This is a genomic window from Micromonospora arborensis, from assembly GCF_003205615.1.
GTDB classification, from domain to species: domain Bacteria; phylum Actinomycetota; class Actinomycetes; order Mycobacteriales; family Micromonosporaceae; genus Micromonospora; species Micromonospora arborensis.
Genome location: NZ_PYBV01000001.1, coordinates 114,215 through 136,093, shown reverse-complemented (window position 1 = coordinate 136,093; position 21,879 = coordinate 114,215). Strand labels below are relative to the sequence as shown.

General features: G+C 69.6%; 22 protein-coding genes. 17 read left to right on the top strand and 5 right to left on the bottom strand.

Features of this window, described 5'->3' with window-relative positions; translation table 11 throughout:
• Positions 1-25 precede the first annotated feature (25 nt).
• Entirely contained in the window at positions 26-1,486 is a 1,461-nt protein-coding gene (locus tag C7C45_RS00655) for an SDR family oxidoreductase (protein ID WP_110561625.1), read from the bottom strand.
• Between the two features lie 35 nt (positions 1,487-1,521).
• Between C7C45_RS00655 and C7C45_RS00650 the strand changes: the two genes are divergently transcribed.
• From C7C45_RS00650 to C7C45_RS00590, 13 genes are all read left to right on the top strand, one after another.
• On the top strand, positions 1,522-2,811 hold the full coding sequence (locus tag C7C45_RS00650) for a serine hydroxymethyltransferase (protein WP_208641020.1): 1,290 nt from the start codon (positions 1,522-1,524) through the stop codon (positions 2,809-2,811).
• Positions 2,804-3,229 carry a hypothetical protein gene (locus C7C45_RS00645; RefSeq protein ID WP_110561623.1) on the top strand — a complete coding sequence of 142 codons (426 nt, stop codon included), beginning with the start codon at positions 2,804-2,806 and terminating at the stop codon, positions 3,227-3,229. Before C7C45_RS00650 ends, C7C45_RS00645 begins: the two co-directional genes overlap by 8 nt.
• Before the next feature lie 189 nt (positions 3,230-3,418).
• Entirely contained in the window at positions 3,419-3,655 is a 237-nt protein-coding gene (locus tag C7C45_RS00640) for an AtpZ/AtpI family protein (RefSeq protein WP_110561622.1), read from the top strand.
• Between the two features lie 11 nt (positions 3,656-3,666).
• Positions 3,667-4,464: a F0F1 ATP synthase subunit A gene (gene atpB, locus C7C45_RS00635; protein ID WP_110561621.1), complete on the top strand. Its 798-nt coding sequence runs from the start codon at positions 3,667-3,669 to the stop codon at positions 4,462-4,464.
• Between the two features lie 64 nt (positions 4,465-4,528).
• Positions 4,529-4,756 (top strand): ATP synthase F0 subunit C, encoded by a 228-nt coding sequence (locus C7C45_RS00630; RefSeq protein WP_074314047.1) that lies wholly within the window; start codon positions 4,529-4,531, stop codon positions 4,754-4,756.
• A 32-nt stretch (positions 4,757-4,788) separates the two neighbouring features.
• A complete protein-coding gene (locus C7C45_RS00625; protein WP_110561717.1) occupies positions 4,789-5,328 on the top strand; it encodes a F0F1 ATP synthase subunit B in 540 nt (179 codons plus the stop codon).
• On the top strand, positions 5,328-6,149 hold the full coding sequence (locus C7C45_RS00620) for a F0F1 ATP synthase subunit delta (RefSeq protein ID WP_110561620.1): 822 nt from the start codon (positions 5,328-5,330) through the stop codon (positions 6,147-6,149). Before C7C45_RS00625 ends, C7C45_RS00620 begins: the two co-directional genes overlap by 1 nt.
• A 142-nt stretch (positions 6,150-6,291) precedes the next feature.
• Positions 6,292-7,944 carry a F0F1 ATP synthase subunit alpha gene (gene atpA / locus C7C45_RS00615; RefSeq protein ID WP_110561619.1) on the top strand — a complete coding sequence of 551 codons (1,653 nt, stop codon included), beginning with the start codon at positions 6,292-6,294 and terminating at the stop codon, positions 7,942-7,944.
• Between the two features lie 4 nt (positions 7,945-7,948).
• The gene (locus tag C7C45_RS00610) at positions 7,949-8,878 is read left to right on the top strand and encodes a F0F1 ATP synthase subunit gamma (protein WP_110561618.1); all 930 of its coding nucleotides are present in this window, start codon (positions 7,949-7,951) and stop codon (positions 8,876-8,878) included.
• A complete protein-coding gene (gene atpD, locus C7C45_RS00605; protein WP_110561617.1) occupies positions 8,878-10,314 on the top strand; it encodes a F0F1 ATP synthase subunit beta in 1,437 nt (478 codons plus the stop codon). The genes C7C45_RS00610 and atpD overlap by 1 nt, the downstream gene beginning before the upstream one ends.
• A 222-nt stretch (positions 10,315-10,536) precedes the next feature.
• Positions 10,537-11,682, top strand: coding sequence for an LCP family protein (locus tag C7C45_RS00600; protein WP_110561616.1), 1,146 nt, complete (start codon positions 10,537-10,539; stop codon positions 11,680-11,682).
• An 88-nt stretch (positions 11,683-11,770) separates the two neighbouring features.
• Positions 11,771-12,052 carry a F0F1 ATP synthase subunit epsilon gene (locus C7C45_RS00595; protein WP_110561615.1) on the top strand — a complete coding sequence of 94 codons (282 nt, stop codon included), beginning with the start codon at positions 11,771-11,773 and terminating at the stop codon, positions 12,050-12,052.
• A gap of 12 nt (positions 12,053-12,064) precedes the next feature.
• Positions 12,065-12,520 carry a DUF2550 domain-containing protein gene (locus C7C45_RS00590; protein WP_110561614.1) on the top strand — a complete coding sequence of 152 codons (456 nt, stop codon included), beginning with the start codon at positions 12,065-12,067 and terminating at the stop codon, positions 12,518-12,520.
• Between the two features lie 465 nt (positions 12,521-12,985).
• Here the strand turns inward: C7C45_RS00590 and C7C45_RS00580 are convergent, their stop codons facing one another.
• Positions 12,986-13,558 carry a cob(I)yrinic acid a,c-diamide adenosyltransferase gene (locus C7C45_RS00580; protein WP_110561613.1) on the bottom strand — a complete coding sequence of 191 codons (573 nt, stop codon included), beginning with the start codon at positions 13,556-13,558 and terminating at the stop codon, positions 12,986-12,988.
• On the opposite strand from C7C45_RS00580, the gene murA reads away from it, so the two are divergent.
• Together murA and C7C45_RS00570 are read left to right on the top strand one after the other, a co-directional pair.
• On the top strand, positions 13,557-14,999 hold the full coding sequence (murA, locus tag C7C45_RS00575; protein ID WP_110561612.1) for a UDP-N-acetylglucosamine 1-carboxyvinyltransferase: 1,443 nt from the start codon (positions 13,557-13,559) through the stop codon (positions 14,997-14,999). The two genes, C7C45_RS00580 and murA, sit on opposite strands and share 2 nt — an antisense overlap.
• Positions 15,000-15,289: 290 nt before the next feature.
• Positions 15,290-16,138 carry a 3-hydroxyacyl-CoA dehydrogenase family protein gene (locus tag C7C45_RS00570; protein WP_110561611.1) on the top strand — a complete coding sequence of 283 codons (849 nt, stop codon included), beginning with the start codon at positions 15,290-15,292 and terminating at the stop codon, positions 16,136-16,138.
• Positions 16,139-16,178: 40 nt separating this feature from the next.
• On the opposite strand, the gene C7C45_RS00565 is transcribed toward C7C45_RS00570, so the two are convergent.
• Both C7C45_RS00565 and C7C45_RS00560 read right to left on the bottom strand, forming a co-directional pair.
• Entirely contained in the window at positions 16,179-17,024 is an 846-nt protein-coding gene (locus C7C45_RS00565) for an ABC transporter permease (protein WP_110561610.1), read from the bottom strand.
• Positions 17,021-17,872 carry an ABC transporter ATP-binding protein gene (locus tag C7C45_RS00560; protein WP_110561609.1) on the bottom strand — a complete coding sequence of 284 codons (852 nt, stop codon included), beginning with the start codon at positions 17,870-17,872 and terminating at the stop codon, positions 17,021-17,023. The genes C7C45_RS00565 and C7C45_RS00560 overlap by 4 nt, the downstream gene beginning before the upstream one ends.
• A gap of 152 nt (positions 17,873-18,024) precedes the next feature.
• Between C7C45_RS00560 and C7C45_RS00555 the strand changes: the two genes are divergently transcribed.
• Positions 18,025-20,031, top strand: a complete 2,007-nt coding sequence (locus C7C45_RS00555; RefSeq protein ID WP_110561608.1) for a protein meaA — start codon at positions 18,025-18,027, stop codon at positions 20,029-20,031.
• A 54-nt stretch (positions 20,032-20,085) separates the two neighbouring features.
• On the opposite strand, the gene C7C45_RS00550 is transcribed toward C7C45_RS00555, so the two are convergent.
• Positions 20,086-20,382 carry a DUF1540 domain-containing protein gene (locus tag C7C45_RS00550; RefSeq protein ID WP_110561607.1) on the bottom strand — a complete coding sequence of 99 codons (297 nt, stop codon included), beginning with the start codon at positions 20,380-20,382 and terminating at the stop codon, positions 20,086-20,088.
• Positions 20,383-21,322: 940 nt separating this feature from the next.
• On the opposite strand from C7C45_RS00550, the gene C7C45_RS00545 reads away from it, so the two are divergent.
• On the top strand, positions 21,323-21,879 hold a 557-nt coding region (locus tag C7C45_RS00545; RefSeq protein WP_110561716.1), incomplete at its 3' end, for a hypothetical protein.

The window sequence follows — 21,879 nt, the reverse complement described above, 5'->3', positions numbered from 1 at the left end:
CGGGGGACGGGGGACGGGGGCGGGGTTAGGGGGTTTGTTCGGCGTTGCGGGCGATGTTGCGGGCCATTCCGCCGAAGACCACCGTGTGGAACGGGGCCACCGACTTCCAGTAGGCGTGCCCCGGCAGGCCCCGGGGCAGGAAGACCGCGCGTTGCTGGTAGCGGCTGCGGCCGTCGTCGGCCGGCAGTGCCCGCATCTCCAGCCAGGCCCGGCCGGGCAGTCGCATCTCGGCGCGCAGGCGCAGCAGCTCACCGGGAATGATCTCCTCGACCCGCCAGAAGTCCAGCGCCTCGCCGACCTGGAGGTGGTGCGGGTCGCGTCGGCCCCGGCGCAGCCCGACCCCGCCGACCAGGCGGTCCAGCCAGCCACGGATCGACCAGGCGAGCGGGAACGAGTACCAGCCGTGTTCGCCGCCGACGCCCTCGATGATTCGCCAGAGCGCCGTCGGCGAGGCGTCCACCGCCCGTTCCCGGACGTCGGTGTAGGCGGTGCCACCGGACCACACCGGGTCGGTGGGCAGCGGCTCGGCGGGCGCGTCCGGGCCGCTCGCGTTCGACCAGCGGGTCTCCACCTGGGCGTCCCGGACCTTGGCCAGCGCCAGCGCCACCGCGTCGTCGAAGCCGGTCAGCCCGCCCCGCGGGTCGGGTACGTACCGGGCGATGTCGTGTTCGTGCGCGACCGCCTCCTGGATCAGGCTCTCCACCAGCGGGCGGGCGATCGCGTTCGGTACCGGGGTGATCAGGCCGACCCAGTGCGAGGAGAGCGACGGGGTGAGCGCCCGGACCGGCACGATGATCCGCCGGTGCAGCCCGGCCACCCGGGCGTAGCGCTGCATCATCTCGCGGAAGGTGAGCACGTCCGGCCCGCCGATGTCGAAGCCCCGGTTGACGTCCGACGGCAGCGCGGTGCAGCCGACCAGGTAGCTCAGCACGTCGCGGACGGCGATCGGCTGGATCCGGTTGCGGACCCAACGCGGCGTGATCATGGCGGGCAGGCGCTCGGTCAGGTACCGCAGCATCTCGAACGACGCCGAACCGGAACCGATGATCACTGCGGCCCGGAGCACCGCCGTGGGCACCCCGCTGGCCAGGAGGATCCGCCCCACCTCGGCCCGGGAGCGCAGGTGCGGCGAGGGGACCGCGTCGGTCGCCGGCAGCGGACCGCCCAGGTAGACGAGCCGGCGTACGCCGGCCGCGCGGGCCGCCGCCGCGAAGTTGGTCGCCGCCGTCCGGTCGGCCGCCTCGAAGTCGGGCCGGCCCAGTGAATGCACCAGGAAGTACGCGACGTCCACGTCGGCGAAGGCGGCGGGCAGCGTCTCCGGTCGGCTCAGGTCGCCCTCGACGATCTCGGCCGCCGAGGCCCAGGGCACGTCGCGCAGCCGCACCGCCTTGCGGGCCAGGCAGCGAACGGTGTGCCCCTCGGCGAGCAGCAGCGGCGTCAGCCGCCCGCCGATGTATCCGGTGGCTCCGGTGACGAGGCATCTCACAGGTCCCAGTGTGCGGCCCCCTAGACTCGTTCGCTGTGGAGACCGAGACGAGCACCTTCTGGGGGCCGGATTTCGCGCAGCTCAGGGCCACCGACCCGGAGATCGCCGGGGTCGTCCTCGGCGAGCTGGACCGGTTGCGGGGTGGCCTGCAGCTCATCGCCAGCGAAAACCTGACCTCGCCGGCGGTGCTGGCCGCGCTCGGTTCGACGCTGACCAACAAGTACGCCGAGGGCTACCCGGGCCGGCGGTACTACGGCGGCTGCGCCGAGGTGGACCGGGCCGAGGAGATCGGCATCGCCCGGGCCAAGGAACTCTTCGGCGCCGAGCACGCCAACCTCCAGCCGCACTCCGGAGCGAGCGCCAACCTGGCCGCGTACGCCGCGCTGGTGCAGCCGGGAGATACGGTGTTGGCGATGGATCTGCCGCACGGTGGGCACCTCACCCACGGCAGCCGGGTGAACTTCTCCGGCAAGTGGTTCCATCCGGTCGGTTACCCGGTCCGCCCGGACACCGAGTTGATCGACTACGACGAGGTACGCGACCTGGCTCGGGCGCACCGCCCCAAGCTGATCATTTGTGGCGCCACCGCGTACCCCCGGCTGATCGACTTCGCCCGGTTCCGGGAGATCGCCGATGAGGTCGGCGCGTACCTGATGGTGGACGCGGCGCACTTCATCGGCCTGGTCGCCGGCCGGGCGATCCCGTCCCCGGTGCCGTACGCGGACGTCGTCTGCGCCACCACGCACAAGGTGCTGCGCGGCCCGCGCGGCGGCATGATCCTCTGCCGTGAGTCGCTGGCCCAGCGGATCGACAAGGCGGTCTTCCCGTTCACTCAGGGCGGCCCGCTGATGCACGCGGTCGCGGCCAAGGCGGTCGCGCTGCGCGAGGCCGCCCAGCCCGAATTTCAGACCTACACCAGGCAGGTGGTCAGCAACGCCCAGGCGCTCGCCGCCGGGCTGGCCGACGAGGGGATGCGCCCAGTGTCCGGTGGCACCGACACCCACCTTGCCCTGATCGACCTGCGGGAGCTGGGGGTGACCGGCGCCGAGGCCGAACGACGCTGCGACGCCGCGTCGATCACCCTGAACAAGAACGCCATCCCGTACGACCCGCAGCCGCCGATGGTGGCCTCCGGTCTGCGGGTGGGCACCCCGAGCGTCACCACCCAGGGGATGCGGGAGGGGGAGTTGCGGCAGGTGGCCACGCTTATCGCCCGCGCGGTGCGCACCGATCCCGGAGCGCCGGGCGGCGCCGACGAGCTGACCCGGGTCGGTGCCGAGGTGGCCGAGCTGGTCGCGGCGTTTCCGGCGTACCCCCGTGGCTGAGCCCGGGGTGGTCGAGCCCGGCGCCGACCGGCGTTGGCGGTTGCGGCACCTGCCGGTGTTGCTGGCGGCGTCGGCGGCGCTGGCCGTGGTCGCCGCGGTGGTGGGCGCGGCGACCGGCGGCGCGACGGCCGCGCTCGGCGCGGCGGCCGGCGTGGGCGTCACGGTGCTCAGCTACACGCTGACCACGGTGGTGCTGGCCCGGGCCGACCAGGTCAATCCGCAGTTGCTGCTGCCGCTCGGGCTGGGCCTGTACGTGCTGAAGTTCAGCCTGCTGGGTGGGGTGCTGGTGGCGGTGGCGTCGACCGGTTGGCCCGGGTTGATCCCGCTCTGCCTCGGCATCGTCGCCGGGGTGGCAGTGTGGACTGCGGTGCACCTCTGGTGGCTGACCACGGTGCACGCTCGTCGATCGGGCAGCTGACCTGCCGATCGGCCCGTCGTCCCAACTATCGGACGCGCGGAAACGTGTCGGCCTCCGGTCATTTTCCGACGGGCGGAAGGGGAGTACCGTGCCCACAGACGACGGCGCCCACGAGAAGCCCACACAACGACGGTTGTGCGGGGGGTGAGGCACAGCCTCGTCTCCCCGGCTGATATCGTTCGCCCCGTCATGGCTGATGACCAAACCCCCCGTCCCGCCGGTGAACCGGACGACTATCCGTCCGGCGCCGGTCAGGGTTGGACCGCGCTCAGCTACCTCGTCGGAGGCATGCTCGTGTGGGGTTTCATCGGCTGGCTGGTCGACCAGTGGCTCGATACCGGTGGCGTCGCCACCGGGATCGGCGTCGTGCTCGGCATGGCCGGGGGAGTCATCCTGGTCATCCGCCGACTCGGCACGCCTACTTAGGAAGGGACACGGTGTTCGGACAGGCGAACGTTCTGGCAGCAGGCCAGGCGGCATTCCCACCCAGTGTGGACGACTTCTACCTGCCCGCCATCCTGCCCTGGGGCGCGGAGAACGCTCCCTGGTTCACCAAGTTCACGTTGATGGTCTGGATCGCGGTCGGCGTCCTGATCATCTTCTTCCTGGCGACCTACCGGAAGCCGCAGTTGGTGCCGACCAAGAAGCAGTGGCTCGCCGAGTCGATCTACGGCTTCGTGCGCAACAACATCTCGGTCGACATGATCGGGCACCAGGGTGTGCGGTTCGCTCCCTACTTCACGACGCTCTTCTGCTTCGTGCTGCTGACGAACTCGTTCGCGATCATCCCGTTCTTCCAGATCTCGCCGAACTCGCACATCGCCTTCCCGGCGATCCTCGCGGTGATCAGCTACGTGCTGTTCAACTACATCGGCATCCGGCACCACGGCTTCGGCAAATACTTCAAGCACGCTCTGATCCCGCCGGCACCGTGGTACATCCTGCCGCTGCTGATCCCGATCGAGGCGTTCTCGACCTTCATCATCCGGCCGTTCTCGCTGGCCGTTCGTCTCTTCGCGAACATGTTCGCCGGCCACATGCTCCTGCTGGTCTTCACGCTCGGCGGCTTCGCGATGCTCAACGCCAACGCCTGGCTGGCGCCGGTCTCGGTGGTCTCCTGGGTGATGACCGTGGCGCTGACCCTTCTCGAGGCGCTGGTCATCGTCCTGCAGGCTTACGTCTTCACGGTACTGAGCGCCAGCTACATCCAGGGCGCGCTCGCCGAAGAGCACTGATCCACGCACCAACCCGTTGTCGTCCCGCGTGAGAGTCACGCGTGATAACCAGGAGGAACCACTAATGGATTACGTCGCCGCGGTAGAGGGCAGCACCGCCGCCATCGGCTACGGCCTCGCGGCCATCGGCCCGGGCATCGGCGTTGGCCTGGTCTTCGCCGCCTACATCCAGTCGACCGCCCGGCAGCCCGAGTCGTCGCGCATGACCCTGCCGTACGTCTGGATCGGCTTCGCCGTCATCGAGGCGCTCGCGCTGTTCGGCATCGCCTTCGGCTTCATCTGGGCCGGCTGATCCCGCCCCTTCCGACCGGGAGGTCACCCATGTTGTTCCTCCTCGCCGCCGAGGGTGGTGAGTCAGACCACAACCCGATCATTCCGATCTGGCAGGAGATCGTGGTTGGCACGGTCGCCTTCGCCGTGCTCTGCTTCGTGCTGATGAAGTTCGTCTTCCCGCGCATGGAGCAGACGTTCCAGGCTCGGGTCGACGCGATCGAGGGCGGCATCAAGCGCGCCGAGGCCGCTCAGGCCGAGGCGAACCAGCTGCTCGAGCAGTACCGTGCCCAGCTCGCTGAGGCCCGGACCGACGCCGCCAAGATCCGTGACGACGCGCGGGCCGACGCCGAGGGCATCCGCCAGGACATCCTCGCCAAGGCGCGAGAAGAGTCCGACCGGGTCATCCAGGCTGGCAAGGACGCGCTCGCCGCCGAGCGGGCCACCATCGTGCGCGAGCTGCGCGCGGAGGTCGGCACGATCGCGGTGGACCTGGCCAGCAAGATCGTTGGCGAGTCGCTGGCCGACGAGGCACGTCGCAAGGGCACCGTCGACCGGTTCCTGAGCGATCTCGAGAGCACGGGGGCCCGCTGATGCAGGCCGCCAGCCGGGAGTCGTACAAGGTCGCGGCCGAGCGCCTCGACGCGTACGTCCGCGGCGCGGAGCCGTCGGCGGTGACCTCCACCGCCGACGCCATCCTCTCCGTGGCGGCCCTGCTGCGGCGTGAGCCGCGGCTGCGCCGGGCACTGTCCGAGCCGGCTCGTTCCGGCGCGGACCGCGGTGCCCTGCTCGGCGACATGCTGGGCGGACGGATCGGCTCCGACGCGCTCGACCTGCTCGTGGTGCTGGTGTCCGGCCGCTGGTCGGCACCGTCGGAGTTGCTCGACGGCGCCGAGCGCCTCGGCGTGGAGGCGCTGCTCGCCAGCGCCGACACCGCTGGCGAGCTGGGCGAGGTCGAGGACGAGCTGTTCCGCTTCGGTCAGGTCGTGGCCGGTCAGTCGGCGCTGAGCAACACGCTGGCCGACCCGGTCGCCCCGGTCGAGCAGCGGGCCACGCTGGCCCGCGAGCTGCTCGCCGCCAAGGCTCGCCCGGTCACCGTCCGCCTCGTCGAGGTGGCGCTTGGCGGCTTCGGAGGGCGCTCCTTCACCGGCGCGCTCACCCGGCTGGTGGAGCTCGCCGCCGATCGACGTGACCGGCAGGTGGCGTACGTGACCGTCGCGGCACCGTTGAGTGACTCCGACGAGCGCCGGCTGGGTGCGAGCCTCACCGCGATATACGGTCGAGAGGTCTCCGTCAAGCAGACGGTCGACCCCCACGTCCTGGGTGGCGTGAGCGTGCGGGTCGGCTCCGACCTGTACGACGGCACCATCCTGCGCCGCCTCAACGAGACCCGCAACGCGCTCGCGAAGCGCTGAACAGCTTCGCCGTCCAACGGCTGAGCGGCTCCCGCCGCCCAGCGTTGCGGCGGTCCTGCCGTGCAGCGCCCGGATTGACAGACGCCATTCGGACCGGTCGGTACTAGGTATCCCGGGCCCCTGAATTTTAAGGAAGCAGAGGATGGCCGAGCTGACCATCTCGACGGAGGAGATCCGCGGCGCCCTGGAGCGCTACGTCTCTTCCTACTCGTCCGACGTCTCCCGCGAGGAGGTCGGCACCGTCGCCGACACCGGTGACGGTATCGCCCACGTCGAGGGCCTGCCCTCGACCATGACCAACGAGCTCCTGGAGTTCGAGGACGGCACGCTCGGCGTGGCGTTGAACCTCGACGTCCGGGAGATCGGTGTCGTCGTTCTCGGTGACTCCGCCAAGTTGGAGGAGGGGCAGCGCGTCAAGCGCACCGAGCGGGTTCTCTCCGTTCCGGTCGGCGACGCCTTCCTCGGCCGTGTGGTCGACGCGCTCGGCCAGCCGATCGACGGGCTCGGTGACATCGCCAACGAGGGCTTCCGCGAGCTGGAGCTGCAGGCTCCGAACGTGATGTCCCGCCAGTCGGTGTTCGAGCCGCTGCAGACCGGCATCAAGGCGATCGACGCGATGACGCCGATCGGTCGGGGCCAGCGGCAGCTGATCATCGGTGACCGCAAGACCGGTAAGACCACTGTCGCCCTGGACGCGATCCTCAACCAGCGGGACAACTGGCGCACCGGCGACCCGAAGAAGCAGGTCCGCTGCATCTACGTCGCCATCGGCCAGAAGGCCTCCACGATCGCCTCGATCAAGGGCCAGCTGGAAGAGGCCGGCGCGATGGAGTACACGACCATCGTGGCCTCCCCGGCGTCCGACCCGGCCGGCTTCAAGTACCTCGCCCCGTACACCGGCTCGTCCATCGGGCAGCACTGGATGTACGGCGGCAAGCACGTCCTGATCGTCTTCGACGACCTGAGCAAGCAGGCCGAGGCGTACCGGGCCGTGTCGCTGCTGCTGCGTCGCCCGCCGGGCCGTGAGGCGTACCCGGGTGACGTCTTCTACCTGCACTCCCGCCTGCTGGAGCGTTGCGCGAAGCTCTCCGACGAGCTGGGTGGCGGCTCGATGACCGGTCTGCCGATCATCGAGACGAAGGCCAACGACATCTCGGCCTTCATCCCGACCAACGTCATCTCGATCACCGACGGCCAGATCTTCCTGGAGACGGACCTGTTCAACCAGGGCGTCCGTCCGGCGATCAACGTCGGCACCTCGGTCTCCCGGGTCGGTGGCGCCGCGCAGGTGAAGCCGATGCGCAAGGTCGCCGGTTCGCTGCGGCTCAACCTCGCGCAGTACCGCGAGCTGGAGGCGTTCGCCGCCTTCGCCTCGGACCTGGACCGGGCCTCCCAGAACCAGCTGAACCGCGGTTCCCGCCTGGTGGAGCTGCTCAAGCAGCCGAACTACTCGCCGTTCCCGGTGCAGGAGGAGGTCGTCTCGGTCTGGGCCGGTGTCGAGGGCAAGCTGGACGACATTCCGGTAGGCGACGTTCGTCGCTTCGAGGCGGAGTTCCTCCAGTACCTGCGGCACAAGCACCAGGGCGTGCTGGCCGGGATCGCCGACAACCAGTGGGGCGACGACATCGTCGGCTCGCTGGACGCCGCGGTCACCGAGTTCAAGCAGGTCTTCCTCGGCAAGGCCGACGAGCGTCAGGTCAACGACGCCCCGGCCGAGCCGCTGGAGGGTGACGAGAACCGCGAGACGGTGACCCGCTTCCGCGACAGCGCGACCGACCGCCCGGCCGAGAGCTGATCTGATGGCCGCCCAGGTACGCGTTCTTCGTCAACGGATCCGCTCGGCGAAGTCGATGAAGAAGATCACCAAGGCGATGGAGCTCGTGGCGACGAGCCGGATCGCCAAGGCTCAGGCCCGGGTGCAGGCGTCCCTGCCCTACGCCCAGGCCATCACCGGTGTGCTCACGGCGCTGGCGTCCAACGCGCGGATCGACCACCCGCTGCTCACCCCGCGCGAGCGGGTGCGGCGGGCGGGCGTCCTGCTGGTCACCAGTGACCGTGGTCTGGCCGGCGGCTACAGCTCCAACGCGATCAGGATGGCGGAGTCGCTGATCGCACGGCTCAAGGCGGACGGCAAGGAGCCGGTGCTCTACGTGATCGGGCGTAAGGGCGTCGGGTTCTACCGGTTCCGCAACCGGCCGATGGAGGCGAACTGGACCGGCTTCAGCGAGCAGCCGTCGTTCGAGGACGCCCGTACCGTCGGTGAGACGCTGATCAAGGCGTTCACGGCCGGTGCGGACGACACCGACGGCAACGCCGGAGCCGACGGGGTGCTCGGCGTCGACGAGTTGCACATCGTCTACACCGAGTTCCACTCGCTGATGACGCAGAACCCGGTCACCAAGGTGATCGGTCCGATGCAGGTGGAGGACCGGCCGCGCTCCGAGGGGCTGCTGCCGGCGTACGAGTTCGAGCCGGAGGCGGAGGCGCTGCTCGACGCGCTCCTGCCGAGGTACATCAACACGCGGATCTACGCGGCGTTGATCGAGTCGGCGGCGAGTGAGTCGGCGGCACGTCGGCGGGCGATGAAGAGCGCCACCGACAACGCCGAAGAGATGATCGAGAAGTACACGCGTGAGATGAACTCGGCCCGGCAGGCCGGGATCACCCAGGAGATCAGCGAGATCGTCGGCGGCGCCAACGCGCTGGCCGCGTCGGGAAGTGAAGTGTGATGACTGCACCAGTAGAGACCAAGACGGCCACGGGTCGCGTGGTCCGGGTCATCGGCCCGGTCGTCGACGCCGAGTTCCCGCGCGACGCCATGCCGGCCCTGTTCAACGCCCTGAACGTCGACGTGAACCTGTCCGGTGGTGAGAAGACGCTGACCCTGGAGGTTGCCCAGCACCTGGGCGACAACCTGGTCCGTGCCATCTCGATGCAGCCGACCGACGGTCTGGTTCGCGGGGCGACGGTGCGCGACCTGGGCGAGCCGATCAGCGTGCCGGTGGGCGACGCGGTCAAGGGCCACGTGTTCAACGCCATCGGTGAGGTGCTCAACCTCAAGGAGGGCGAGACCCTGACCCCGGATGCCCGCTGGGGTATCCACCGCAAGGCCCCGGCCTTCGCGGACCTGGAGCCGAAGACGGAGATGCTGGAGACCGGCATCAAGGTCATCGACCTGCTCGCCCCGTACGTCAAGGGCGGCAAGATCGGCCTGTTCGGCGGCGCGGGTGTGGGCAAGACGGTGCTCATCCAGGAGATGATCACCCGAGTGGCCCGCAACTTCGGTGGTACCTCGGTGTTCGCCGGCGTGGGTGAGCGCACCCGTGAGGGCAACGACCTCATCGCCGAGATGACCGAGTCCGGCGTCATCGACAAGACCGCGCTGGTCTACGGCCAGATGGACGAGCCGCCGGGCACCCGGCTGCGCGTCGCCCTGTCGGCGCTGACCATGGCGGAGTACTTCCGCGACGTGAAGAAGCAGGAGGTGCTGCTCTTCATCGACAACATCTTCCGCTTCACCCAGGCCGGCTCGGAGGTCTCCACCCTGCTCGGCCGTATGCCGAGCGCCGTGGGTTACCAGCCGACCCTGGCCGACGAGATGGGCGAGCTCCAGGAGCGGATCACCTCCGTCCGGGGCCAGGCCATCACCTCGATGCAGGCGATCTACGTGCCGGCGGACGACTACACCGACCCCGCCCCGGCCACCACGTTCGCCCACCTGGACGCGACCACCAACCTGGAGCGGTCGATCTCCGACAAGGGCATCTACCCGGCCGTGGACCCGCTGGCGTCCTCGTCCCGGATCCTCGCCCCGGAGTTCGTCGGCCAGGAGCACTTCCAGGTCGCCACCGAGGTGAAGCGGATCCTGCAGCGCTACAAGGACCTGCAGGACATCATCGCCATCCTCGGTATCGAGGAGCTCTCCGAGGAAGACAAGATCACCGTGGCCCGGGCCCGGCGGATCGAGCGCTTCCTGTCACAGAACACCTACGCGGCGGAGCAGTTCACCGGCGTGCCGGGTTCGACGGTCCCGATCAAGGAGACCATCGAGGCGTTCCGCAAGATCAGCGAGGGTGAGTACGATCACTTCCCCGAGCAGGCGTTCTTCATGTGCGGCGGTCTCGAGGACCTCGAGGCCAAGGCTGCGGAGCTGATGAAGGCCTGACGGCCTGACTCGAACCGAAACAAAGAGACTGCCCCGGCAATGCCGGGGCAGTCTTTTGTTCATCTTCAGGCCCTATCATCGTCGCGGTCCGTTACTCGCGGTCGTCAGTGCCGAGCCACCCGAGATACGGTCGTTCCGCGCGTTCACCTGAACGAGCGTTGATCTTTGCAACCTTTCGACGACGTGCGCCCGTCTTCCTCCCTGTGGGCGTGACGAACGGAGCTGCTCGTGGGTAAGGCCGGCAAGCGTGGCCGCAAGTCGTCCATCTGGCGGGGCGTGCCGCGTTGGGCGAGGCTCTGCACGGTGTTCGGCACCGTGCTGACCGTGCTCAGCGGGGCGGTGCTTGTCGGCACCGAGGCGCTCATGGCCCGGTACGAGGGTGCGGTCGGCAAGGCTGACCTGTTCGGCGATCAGGCGGCGGGCGCCAAGGAGAAGAAGAGCGACATCAAGGGCCCGCTCAACATCCTGCTGGTCGGCATCGACCCGCGTACCCCGACGGCGGCGCCGCTCGCTGACTCGATCATGGTGCTGCACGTGCCGGCGTCGATGGACCGGGCCTACCTCTTCTCGGTGCCCCGCGACCTCTACGTCGACATCCCGGCGTTCAAGAAGGCCAACTTCCCCGGCGAGACCACGAAGATCAACGCAGCCATGTCGTTCGGCAGCAAGGTGCCGGGAGCCAACCCCGACGCGGCGCGGGGCTTCGAGTTGCTGGCCACCACGGTGCAGAACGTGACGGGCATCAAGCGGTTCGACGCCGGCGCGATCATCAACTTCACCGGCTTCCAGAAGATCGTCGACGCCATGGGTGGCGTCGACATGTACGTCGAACGGGAAGTGAAGTCCGAGCACAAGCAGCCGGACGGCAAGCCGCGGCCGGGCAAGACGTACGGCGAGGGCTACGTCGGCCCGCAGGCGGTCTACAAGAAGGGCAACCAACACCTCAGCGGGTGGCAGGCGCTGGACTACGTCCGGCAGCGTTACCCGAAGAACGGTGTTCCGGACTCCGACTACGGCCGGCAGCGCCACCAGCAGCAGTTCGTCAAGGCCATGGTCGGCCAGGCGTTCAGCGCGGACGTGGTGGCCAACCCGCTCAAGCTGGACAAGGTGCTCCGCGCCGCAGGCCAGTCGCTGATCTTCAACGGTCGGGGCAGCAGCGTGGTCGACTTCGGGCTCGCCCTGAAGGACATCCGCCCCAACACCATCCAGATGATCAAACTCTCCGGTGGTGAGCTCAAGAACAGCAGGGGCGCCTACCTGGGTGAGCAGTTCGCGCCGGGGGTTCCGGACTTCTTCACCGCCCTGCACAACGAACAGCTCGACGCGTTCCTGCTGGAGCATCCGGAATTCGTCAACAAGACCAAGTAGTCGTGACGCGGTTCTCCCCACCCGCGTTGGGAGCGCGTACGCGTCAGGCTAGACTTTCGGCAATCCATCGCCGCAGCAAGGAGACAGCGTGGCACAGCAGCTTCACGTCGAGCTCGTCGCCGTCGAGGAGAAGGTCTGGTCCGGTGACGCCGAGATGGTCGTCGCGCGGACGACCGAAGGCGAGCTTGGTGTCCTGCCGGGGCACGCGCCGCTGCTCGGCCAGCTCGCAGAGCCCGGCCAGGTCCGGATCAAGCTGGCTGGCGGTGAGCAGATCTCCTACGAGGTGGCCGGCGGCTTCCTCTCGGTGAGCGCCAACGGCGTCATCGTGCTTGCCGAGAGCGCAACCCCGGTCTCCGCGCAGAGTCGCTGAGCCACACCGGGGATGGAGATCGTCGAAGGAGTCGGAGTCGGCGTCGTCGTCATCCTCGGCGCGCTTCTCACCCTCTTCGTCCGGCGAGCTCTGGTCACCCGCAGCGGTGGCATCATCCGGCTGAGCGTCCGAGTCACCACCGTGCTCGACGGCCGTGGCTGGTCGCCCGGCTTCGGCCGGTTCGCCGGTGACGAGCTGCGCTGGTACCGGATGTTCAGCTTCGCGATCCGGCCCAAGCGGGTGCTCTCCCGCAAGGGGCTCGCGGTCGAGCGCCGCCGGCTGCCGGAGGGCCAGGAACGGCTCTCCATGCCGGCCGACTGGGTGATCCTCCGCTGTACCAGTCACCACGCACCGGTGGAGATCGCCATGGCGCGGTCGACCGTGACCGGTTTCCTCTCCTGGCTCGAGGCCGCCCCTCCGGGGGCGGTCTCGCCGCGTGTGGCCTCCCAGGACTGGCCGGCTGCCTGAGCCGGTCCTTTGCCGGCTGCCTTTGCCAGTCCCGTGCCGGCTGCCTTAGCCGTCGCTGGTTGGCGGCTGGGCCCTCGTTGGGTGCTGTGCGTCGTTCCGGCGCGGTTCTCTCAGGTGTGCCGTTATCGGATTGCGGTCGGTTTGTGTCTCCCGGGGCCGGTTTTGTCTCTCCCGGGGGCGGTTCTGCGACCTCAACGCCAAGATCACCGACATTGCGGCGTCTCCGGGCGCCGGTTTTGCCCTCTCGGTGGCGGGGCGCTTGATCGACACGGGGTCGGCGATGTTGCGGTATCCGAGCGGCCGGACACCGCCACATCGGCGATATGGAGTCGATCATGCGCAGGACCGGGCCGCCTTTCGGTGGTCGCGCTTCAGGGTGCCTGCCGCCTAGGAGTCAACCCCAACTACGCGTGGCAGCGGCCAGATCGGGAACGCACACCTTGACGTGGTGCAGAGCGCCGACGGTCAGCGCTTGCCGCCCGGCACCCATAGCACATCTCCCGCCGGATTTGCCGTTCTTGACAGGATAAAGAGCAGATCGGAGAGCCGGTTGAGATACTTTGCCGGGAGCGGGCTGGTCCGTTCGGGATCGTGGCTGACCAGCGCCCACGCCGCTCGTTCCGCACGCCGGGCAGTGGTCCTTGCCACGTGCAGCAGCGCCGCGCCCGCGGTGCCGCCGGGGAGGATGAAGGAGTTGAGCTTGGTCAGGCGTGCGTTGTACTCGTCGCACCAGCCCTCCAGACGCTCGACGTACTCCTCGGTCACCCGGAGCGGCGGGTACTTCGGCTCCGGCTCGACGGGAGTGGACAGGTCGGCTCCGACGTCGAACAGATCGTTCTGCACCGACCCCAGTACGCCCCGCAGTTCCTCGTCGAGCCCGCCCAGGGCGAGCGCGACGCCGATCGCCGCGTTGCACTCGTCGACATCCGCGTACGCGGCGATCCGTGGATCGGTCTTCGGCACCTGTTCGTTGTTGCTCAGCCTGGTCATGCCGGCATCGCCGGCCTTGGTGTAGATGCGCGTGAGGTGGACGGCCATGACGCACAGCCTACGGATTCCCGACCTGACGATCCCGGTGCGGCCGGACAGCACCGCCAGTTGGCCGGTGGTGGTGGGTCCCGGCGACGCCGGCGATCCGGCGGTCAACGATGTGGACGTCATCCGGGTCGACGGTGACGCCCGACTGGCCGGCACCGTGCACGTGGTCGGCGCCAAGAACTCGGCGTTGAAGCTGATGGCCGCCGCGCTGCTCGCACCGGGCCGCACTGTGATCACGAACGTCCCGCGGATCACCGACATCGCGATCATGGGGGAGGTGCTGCGCCGGCTGGGCTGCGACGTCCAGTTCGACGCGGACGACCCGGTCGACCCGATGGTTGCCCGCGGGGGCGTGGCCCGGTCCCGTTCGGTGACCATCGACGTGCCCGAGCAGCCTGGCGCGGAGGCCGACTACGACCTGGTCCGGCGGTTGCGCGCGTCGATCTGTGTGCTCGGCCCGCTGTTGGCCCGCCGGGGGTACGTGCGGGTGGCCCATCCCGGCGGCGACGCCATCGGGTCACGTGGGTTGGACATGCACGTCTCCGGGCTGACCCGGATGGGCGCGGAGATCTCCGGTGAGCACGGTTTCGTCATCGCCTCTGCCCCGCACGGGCTGCACGGCGCGGACATCGTGCTGGACTTCCCCAGCGTCGGTGCGACCGAGAACCTGGTGATGGCGGCGGTGCTGGCCCAGGGTGTCACGACGATCGACAACGCGGCCCGGGAGCCGGAGATCGTCGACATCTGCACGATGCTCAACCAGATGGGGGCTCGGATTTCCGGCGCGGGCACGTCCACGCTGCGGATCACCGGGGTGCCCGGTCTGCGCCCGGTGCGGCACGCCACGGTGGGGGACCGAATCGTCGCCGGCACCTGGGCGTTCGGCGCGGCGATGACCCGGGGGGACGTGACGGTGACGGGGTTGGACCCGGCGTTTCTGGAGGTGGCGCTGGACAAGGTGGTGGCGGCCGGCGGCCTGGTGGAGACCCGGGGGGACGGTTTTCGGGTACGGATGGACGACCGGCCCCGGGCGGTGGACGTGGTGACGCTGCCGTATCCCGGCTTCGCCACCGACCTGCTGCCGATGGCGATCGGTCTGGCCGCGGTCAGCGACGGTGCCTCCCTGATCACCGAGAACATCTTCGACGGCCGGTTCATGTTCGCCAACGAGATGATGCGGCTCGGCGCGGACATCAAGACCGATGGGCACCACGCGGTGGTCCGTGGGCGGGATCGACTCTCCGGTGCCCCGGTCCAGGCGACCGACATCCGTGCCGGGGCGGGGCTGATCATCGCCGGGTTGTGCGCGCACGGGGTCACCGAGGTCTCCCACGTGCACCACGTCGACCGGGGCTACCCGGACTTCGTGGCGGACCTGCGCGCACTCGGGGTGGCGGTCGAGCGGGGCACCACGCCGGAGGAACCGTCGCTGGAGATCTGAGGCCAGCTCTCCGGTCCACCTGCTCCGTGGCGGCGCCGCTCGACGGCCGCGTGGACGGCGTGGACGGCGTGGACGGCGTGGACGGCGTGGACGGCGTGGACGACGTGGACGACGTGGGCGTCCGGTGGTGGCCGCGCTGATCATGGGGTCTGGTGATCCGGCCGGCGCGGCGTTGCCGCTCTGGTGCGCCGGTGAGCGCCCGACATCCTTTCGTGTGGAGCGCTTAGTCATCGTTCAGGCTCGCCGACTAGGGTGCAGTGAGGCACTCAATCGCAGCGAGGGAGAAGCAGATGGCGGGTCGACTCGCGGTCGTCGGGGCGGGGTTGATGGGCTCCGGCATCGCCCAGGTGGCGGCGCAGGCGGGCTGGCAGGTGACGCTGCGTGACCTGGACGACGCGGCCACCACCCGAGGGCTCGGCGGCATTCGGAAGTCCCTGGAGAAGTTCGCCGAGAAGGGCAAGATCGAGGCGTCCGAGGTCGAGGCGACCCTCGCCCGGATCACCCCGACCACCGATCTGGAGGCGGCGGCGGACGCGGACATCGTGGTCGAGGCGGTCTTCGAGCGGCTGGAGATCAAGCACGAGGTGTTCCGCGCACTGGACAAGATCTGCAAGTCGGACGCGGTGCTCGCCACCAACACCTCGGCCATCCCGGTCACCCAGATCGCCGCGGTGACCGAGCGACCCGAGGCGGTCGTCGGCACCCACTTCTTCTCCCCGGTGCCGATGATGCAGCTCTGCGAGCTGGTCCGTGGCTACAAGACCAGCGACGCCACGCTGGACACCGCGCGAGCCTTCGCCGAGGAGATCGGCAAGACGGTGGTGGTGGTCAACCGGGACATCGCCGGTTTCGTCACGACCCGGTTGATCTCCGCCCTGGTGATGGAGGCGGTCAAGCTGGTCGAGTCCGGTGTGGTGTCCGCGGAGGACCTGGACACGGCCTGCCGTCTGGGCTTCGGGCACGCGATGGGCCCGCTGGCCACCACCGACCTGACCGGCGTGGACGTGCTGCTGCACGCCTCGAAGAACATCTACACCGACACGGCCGACGAGAAGTTCTTCCCGCCGGAGCTGCTCCAGCGGATGGTCACCGCTGGCGACCTGGGCCGCAAGACCGGCAAGGGTTTCTACACCTACTGAGTCACGGCGACCGGGGCGGCTGCCCGCCCCGGTCGACCGCTCAGCCGTCGCGCTTGGTCGTCCACCGGAAGGTGGTCAGGCAGAGCACCACACCGATCACGCACCACAGGGCCAGCACCAGCGCGACCCGGCCCAGCTCGAACGAGCCGCCCGGCTCCTGAGCGCCGAAGCTCTCGGGCAGGAAGACCGACCGCAGCCCCTGGCACATCCACTTGAGCGGGAACAGCGCCGCGACCTGCTGCATCCAGGTGGGCAGGTCGGTGAAGACGAAGAACACCCCGGAGATGAACTGGAGCACCAGAGCGACCGGGGTGACCACCGCCGAGCCGCTGCGGGCGGTGCGGGCCAGCGACGAGATCGCGATGCCGCACAGCGTGCACGCGGTCACCCCGAGCACGGCGACCCAGCCGAAGGTGAGCCACTTCCCGGCCGTACCCGGCAGGTCGAGGTCGAACAGCGCCACCGCGACGGCCAGCAGCAGCGCGGTCTCGGCGATGCCGATCGCCACCACCATGATCACCTTGCCGGCGAACCAGACCCACTTCGGCATCGGCGTGCCCCGGTAGCGTTTGAGCACGCCCCGGTCTCGTTCGATCGGGATCCAGATGCCGAGGTTCTGGAAGCTCACCGTCATCAGGCCGGTCGCGATCATGCCGGTGATGAAGTATTGGGTGAACTTGACCCCGCCACCGATCGTGCCGCCGAAGATCGACGCGAAGATCAGGATCATGATGATGGGGAAGCCCATCGTGAAGACCACGGACTCCCGGCTGCGCAGGAACTGGGTGATCTCCAGCCGGCCCTGGCGCAGGGCGAGCGCGCCTGCGGCCGGCCGGCGGCCGCGGCTCGCGGCGGCCGGCCTCGCCGGCTTCGTCGTGGTCGTCATCGCGCGTGTCCGATCATCGTGAGGTAGACGTCCTCCAGGGTCGGCCGGGTCACGGTGAGCCCGGGGACCTCGCCGCCGTAGCGCGCGGCCAGGTCGGCCACCAGGGCCGTCGGCGTCGCGCTCTGCGCACTCTCCAGCGTCCCGTCCGGGGTACGCCAGGAGACTGTCGCGAGCGCCTCCTGCCGATTGCCCAGCCGATTCGGGGCGGCCACCTCGACCAGCCGGCCATCGGCGATCACACCGACCCGGTCGGCGAGCGCCTCGGCCTCGTCCAGGTAGTGGGTGGTCAGCACGATGGTGGTGCCGGCGGCGGCGAGGTCGCTGATCAGCTCCCAGAACTCGCGGCGGGCCTCCGGGTCGAAGCCGGTGGTCGGCTCGTCGAGGAAGAGCAGTTCGGGGCGGCCGATGATGCCCAGCGCCACGTCCAGGCGGCGCTTCTGCCCGCCGGAGAGGGTGTGCGTACGGGCCTTCGCCTTGCCGGCCAGCCCGACCCGCTCGATCACCTTGTCCGGGTCGTCCGCGTCGGGGTAGAAGCCGGAGAAGTGTCGGATCACCTCGGCCACGGTCAGCTCGTCGAACTCGCCGGTGCCCTGGAGCACGATGCCGACGCGGGAGCGCCAGTCGGCGTCCGGCTGGGCCGGGTCGGTGCCGAGCACGCTGACCTCGCCGGCGTCCCGGCGCCGGTAACCCTCCAGGATCTCCACCGTGGTGGTCTTGCCGGCGCCGTTCGGGCCGAGCAGGGCGAACACCTCACCGCGGCGGACGTCGAGATCCACGCCCGCCACCGCGACGTTGTCGCCGTACGCCTTGCGCAGCCCTCGGACGGAGATGGCCAGCTCGTCATCCATGCCGTCCAGTGTGCGCCCTGACCTGGCCGTCCCGGTGCCCCGGGGTATGGCGATGTGCACCACTGCGGGCACTTCACGCCCGGACGTCTCCGACATCTACCTGTGTGGTTTTCCACAGCCCGTTTTACTGAACGGTAACTTAAGCTCCAGCCATGGATGAGACGGCATCTTCGGGGCGTCTGCCGGAGCGGGACCGCCCGTGGGTGATGCGCACCTACGCCGGCCACTCGTCGGCCACCGCGACCAACGCCCTCTTCCGGCGCAACCTGGCAAAGGGGCAGACCGGCCTCTCGGTCGCCTTCGACCTGCCCACCCAGACCGGGTACGACCCGGACCACGAGCTGGCGGCCGGTGAGGTCGGCCGGGTCGGCGTGCCGGTGGCCCACCTCGGCGACATGCGGGCGCTCTTCGATGGCCTCCCGCTCGCCGAGATGAACACCTCGATGACGATCAACGCCCCGGCGATGTGGCTGCTCTCCCTCTACGGCACGGTCGCCATGGAGCAGGGCTGGACCGCCGACATGCTCTCCGGGACGACGCAGAACGACATCATCAAGGAATACCTGTCCCGGGGGACGTACATCTTCCCGCCGGCCGCGTCGCTGCGGCTCACCGCCGACGTCATCGCCCACACGCTGACGACGATGCCGAAGTGGAACCCCGTCAACATCTGCTCGTACCACCTCCAGGAGGCCGGCGCCACGCCCGTGCAGGAGGTCGGCTTCGCACTGGCCACCGCCGTCGCCGTGCTCGACGCGGTCCGCGACTCCGGCCAGGTGCCGGCCGAGCGGATGGGTGACGTGGTGCAGCGGATCTCGTTCTTCGTCAACGCGGGTGTGCGCTTCGTCGAGGAGATCGCCAAGATGCGCGCGTTCGGCGTGCTCTGGGACGAGATCACCCGGGACCGGTACGCGGTCACCGAGGCCAGGCAGCGGCGGTTCCGCTACGGCGTGCAGGTCAACTCGCTCGGTCTCACCGAGGCGCAGCCGGAGAACAACATCCAGCGCATCGTGCTGGAGATGCTCGGAGTGACGATGTCCCGCGACGCCCGGGCCCGCGCGGTGCAGTTGCCCGCCTGGAACGAGGCGCTCGGCCTGCCCCGCCCCTGGGACCAGCAGTGGTCGCTGCGGATGCAGCAGGTCCTGGCGTACGAGTCGGACCTGCTCGAATATCCCGACCTCTTCGCCGGCTCGCACGTGATGACCGCGCTGGTCGACGAGATCGTCAGCGGTGCCCGGGTCGAGCTGGACACGGTGCTGGAGCTGGGCGGTGTGGTCAGCGCCGTGGAGGGCGGGTACCTCAAGAGCGCGCTCGTCGGCTCGCTGGCCGAGCGCCGTCGTCGGATGGAGTCCGGCGCCGACGTGGTGGTCGGGGTCAACCGGTACCCCGAGACCGAACCCTCCCCGCTGACCATCGCCGGTGCGGAAGCCGTCGAGCAGGTCGATCCCGCGGTCGAGGCCGCCGCCGCTGACGGCGTACGCCGCTGGCGGGCCGAACGGGACCCGGCCGCCGCCGACGCGGCACTGGCCCGGCTGCGCGCGGACGCCGCGACCACCACCAACCTGATGCCGGCCACCCTGGAGTGCGTGCGGGCCGGGGTGACCACCGGTGAGTGGGCCGGCGCGCTGCGCCAGGTCTTCGGCGAGTACCGGGCGCCGACGGGGCTGGCCGGCGCCGCCGGCAGCGGCGGCGACCCGGGTCTCGCCGCCGTCCGCGAGCGGGTCGCCGCCACCGCCCGCGAGCTGGGCAGCGGCCGGCTGCGGCTGCTGGTCGGCAAACCCGGCCTGGACGGGCACTCCAACGGCGCGGAGCAGATCGCGGTACGCGCTCGCGACGCCGGATTCGAGGTCGTCTACCAGGGCATCCGGCTGACCGCGGGGCAGATTGTCGCCGCCGCCGTCGAGGAGGACGTCGACCTGGTCGGGCTGTCGGTGCTCTCCGGTTCGCACCTGGCCGCGGTGCCCGCGGTGCTCGACGGGCTGCGTGCCGCCGGCCGGGCGGACCTGCCGGTGGTGGTGGGCGGCATCATCCCCGCCGGTGACGCGGACACGCTCCGGGCGGCCGGGGTGGCCCGGGTCTTCACCCCGAAGGACTTCGCCCTCACCGGCATCATCGACGACCTGGTGACGGTCATCCGGAGCGCCAACGACCTGCCCTGATCCCGCGGGTCAGCGGCCGGCGGATCGGCGGCCGGTGGCTCAGCGGCCGGTGGGTCAGCGGCCGGAGTAGGTCATGCAGTCGGCCAGATCGTTGTCCGGGCCGACCTTGATCGACGACGCGTGGCACTCCAACTGCTCGTTGTGCCGACAGTCGGAGCGCTGGCAGGCACCCACCTGGGCGACCAGCCCGTCCACCCCGCCCCGGACGGGTGACTCGACGAAGGTGTGGCAGTGCGCGTGATCCATGCTGCCGATCGTGATCGCGAAGGCGTGGCAGTCACCCGACTGGTTGTACGCGCACGCGGCGACCACACATTCCTGGACTCGGGGCATCTCCAACGCTGCGGTCATGCCGACCTCCTCTAGGCTTTTGACCCGATCCTAGGCTTTTATCGCCCCCCGGATCCCCGGAATACGCCCTCGCGCCGCCCGCGCTCCAGTCCCCCCGCGGATCTTGCAGTTTCGGTTGCCGATTTGCGGCTTTTCGAGTGGTATGGGGCAGCACAAACTGCTAGATCAGCGAAGCGCTGCGTCGGGGCCGATGTCGGGGGAGGGGTGTGAGCCGCATCCGCGACTGATCGACACGACGTCGGCGATGTTGCGGCATCACGTCACCGGGATACCCCAGTGTCGGCGATCTGGAGTGGACCTTGGTGAGGGGGCTGCTGGGCAGTCGCACGCTATAGCCCGCTGCGTCCGTTATGGGGCATTTCGACCCTGTGACCCGCCGCACCCGTGGCCCGGAATCATGGCCGGGGCGGGGTCGTTACACACACTGACGATCGCAGGACCACGGCCCGACCACCCCGCGACCCGGGGTTGGAATGCCGGCCCTCGCCCGGTCGTTGTAGTCCCACGAACGACCACCCGGCTACCGCCTCCACGAGGGTGCCGATGGATGGGCCGCCCCCGGAATGACCCCGGCCCCCGGGTCGTTACACCTGGACCCGGCGCCACGAGCCCTGCGCCCGTAGCCGCCACCGGGGAATGGCCCCGGCCCCCGGGGCCGTTACATCCGGACCCGGTGACCGTAGCCGCGACCCGGAATGACCCCGGCCCCCCGGTCGTTACACACAGACCCGGCGCCACAAGCCCCCCGCTCGACCGCCACCCCCGGCGCCACGAGCCCTCGCGCTTGTAGGCCGCCACCCCCGGCGCCACGAGCCCCGCGTTTGTAGGCCGCCGACCCGAAGACTTCCCCTTTTGTTTGTGCAGCGCCGGACGAGGTGCTCACACCCTGCGCCGACCCCCGATCGGTGCGGGTGTTCCTACCCCCGAAGGAGCTACCCCCATGAACACGATCATGCGTAAGAGTGTGCTGTCTGTTGCTGGTCTCGCGTTCGCCGGTGGTATGTTCGCCGGTCCGATCGCCGCGCACGCCAACCCGGTCGTAGACGCCAAGCCCGCCGCCGTCGCGGTGCAGGCCGACAAGCCGGACACCGCCAAGCTGATCCCGCACGGCACCCAGGGCGACCAGTCCCGCATCACCCTCGACGATGAGCAGGTTGGCAACGCCAAGGCGATCATCGCCGCCACGAAGAAGGCCGGCCTCCCCGAGCGGGCCGCGGTCATCTCGATCGCGACGAGCCTGCAGGAGTCGAAGCTGGAGAACCTGGGCCACCTCGGCGACATGAACGACCACGACTCGCTCGGCCTGTTCCAGCAACGCCCGTCCAGCGGTTGGGGTACGCCGGAGCAGATCACCAACCCTGAGTACTCGACGACCGCGTTCCTCACCGGCCTCAAGCAGGTCGACGGGTGGCAGGACATGCCCCTGACCCAGGCCGCGCAGACCGTCCAGGTCTCCGCCTACCCCGACGCCTACGCCCAGTGGGAGCAGCAGGCCGC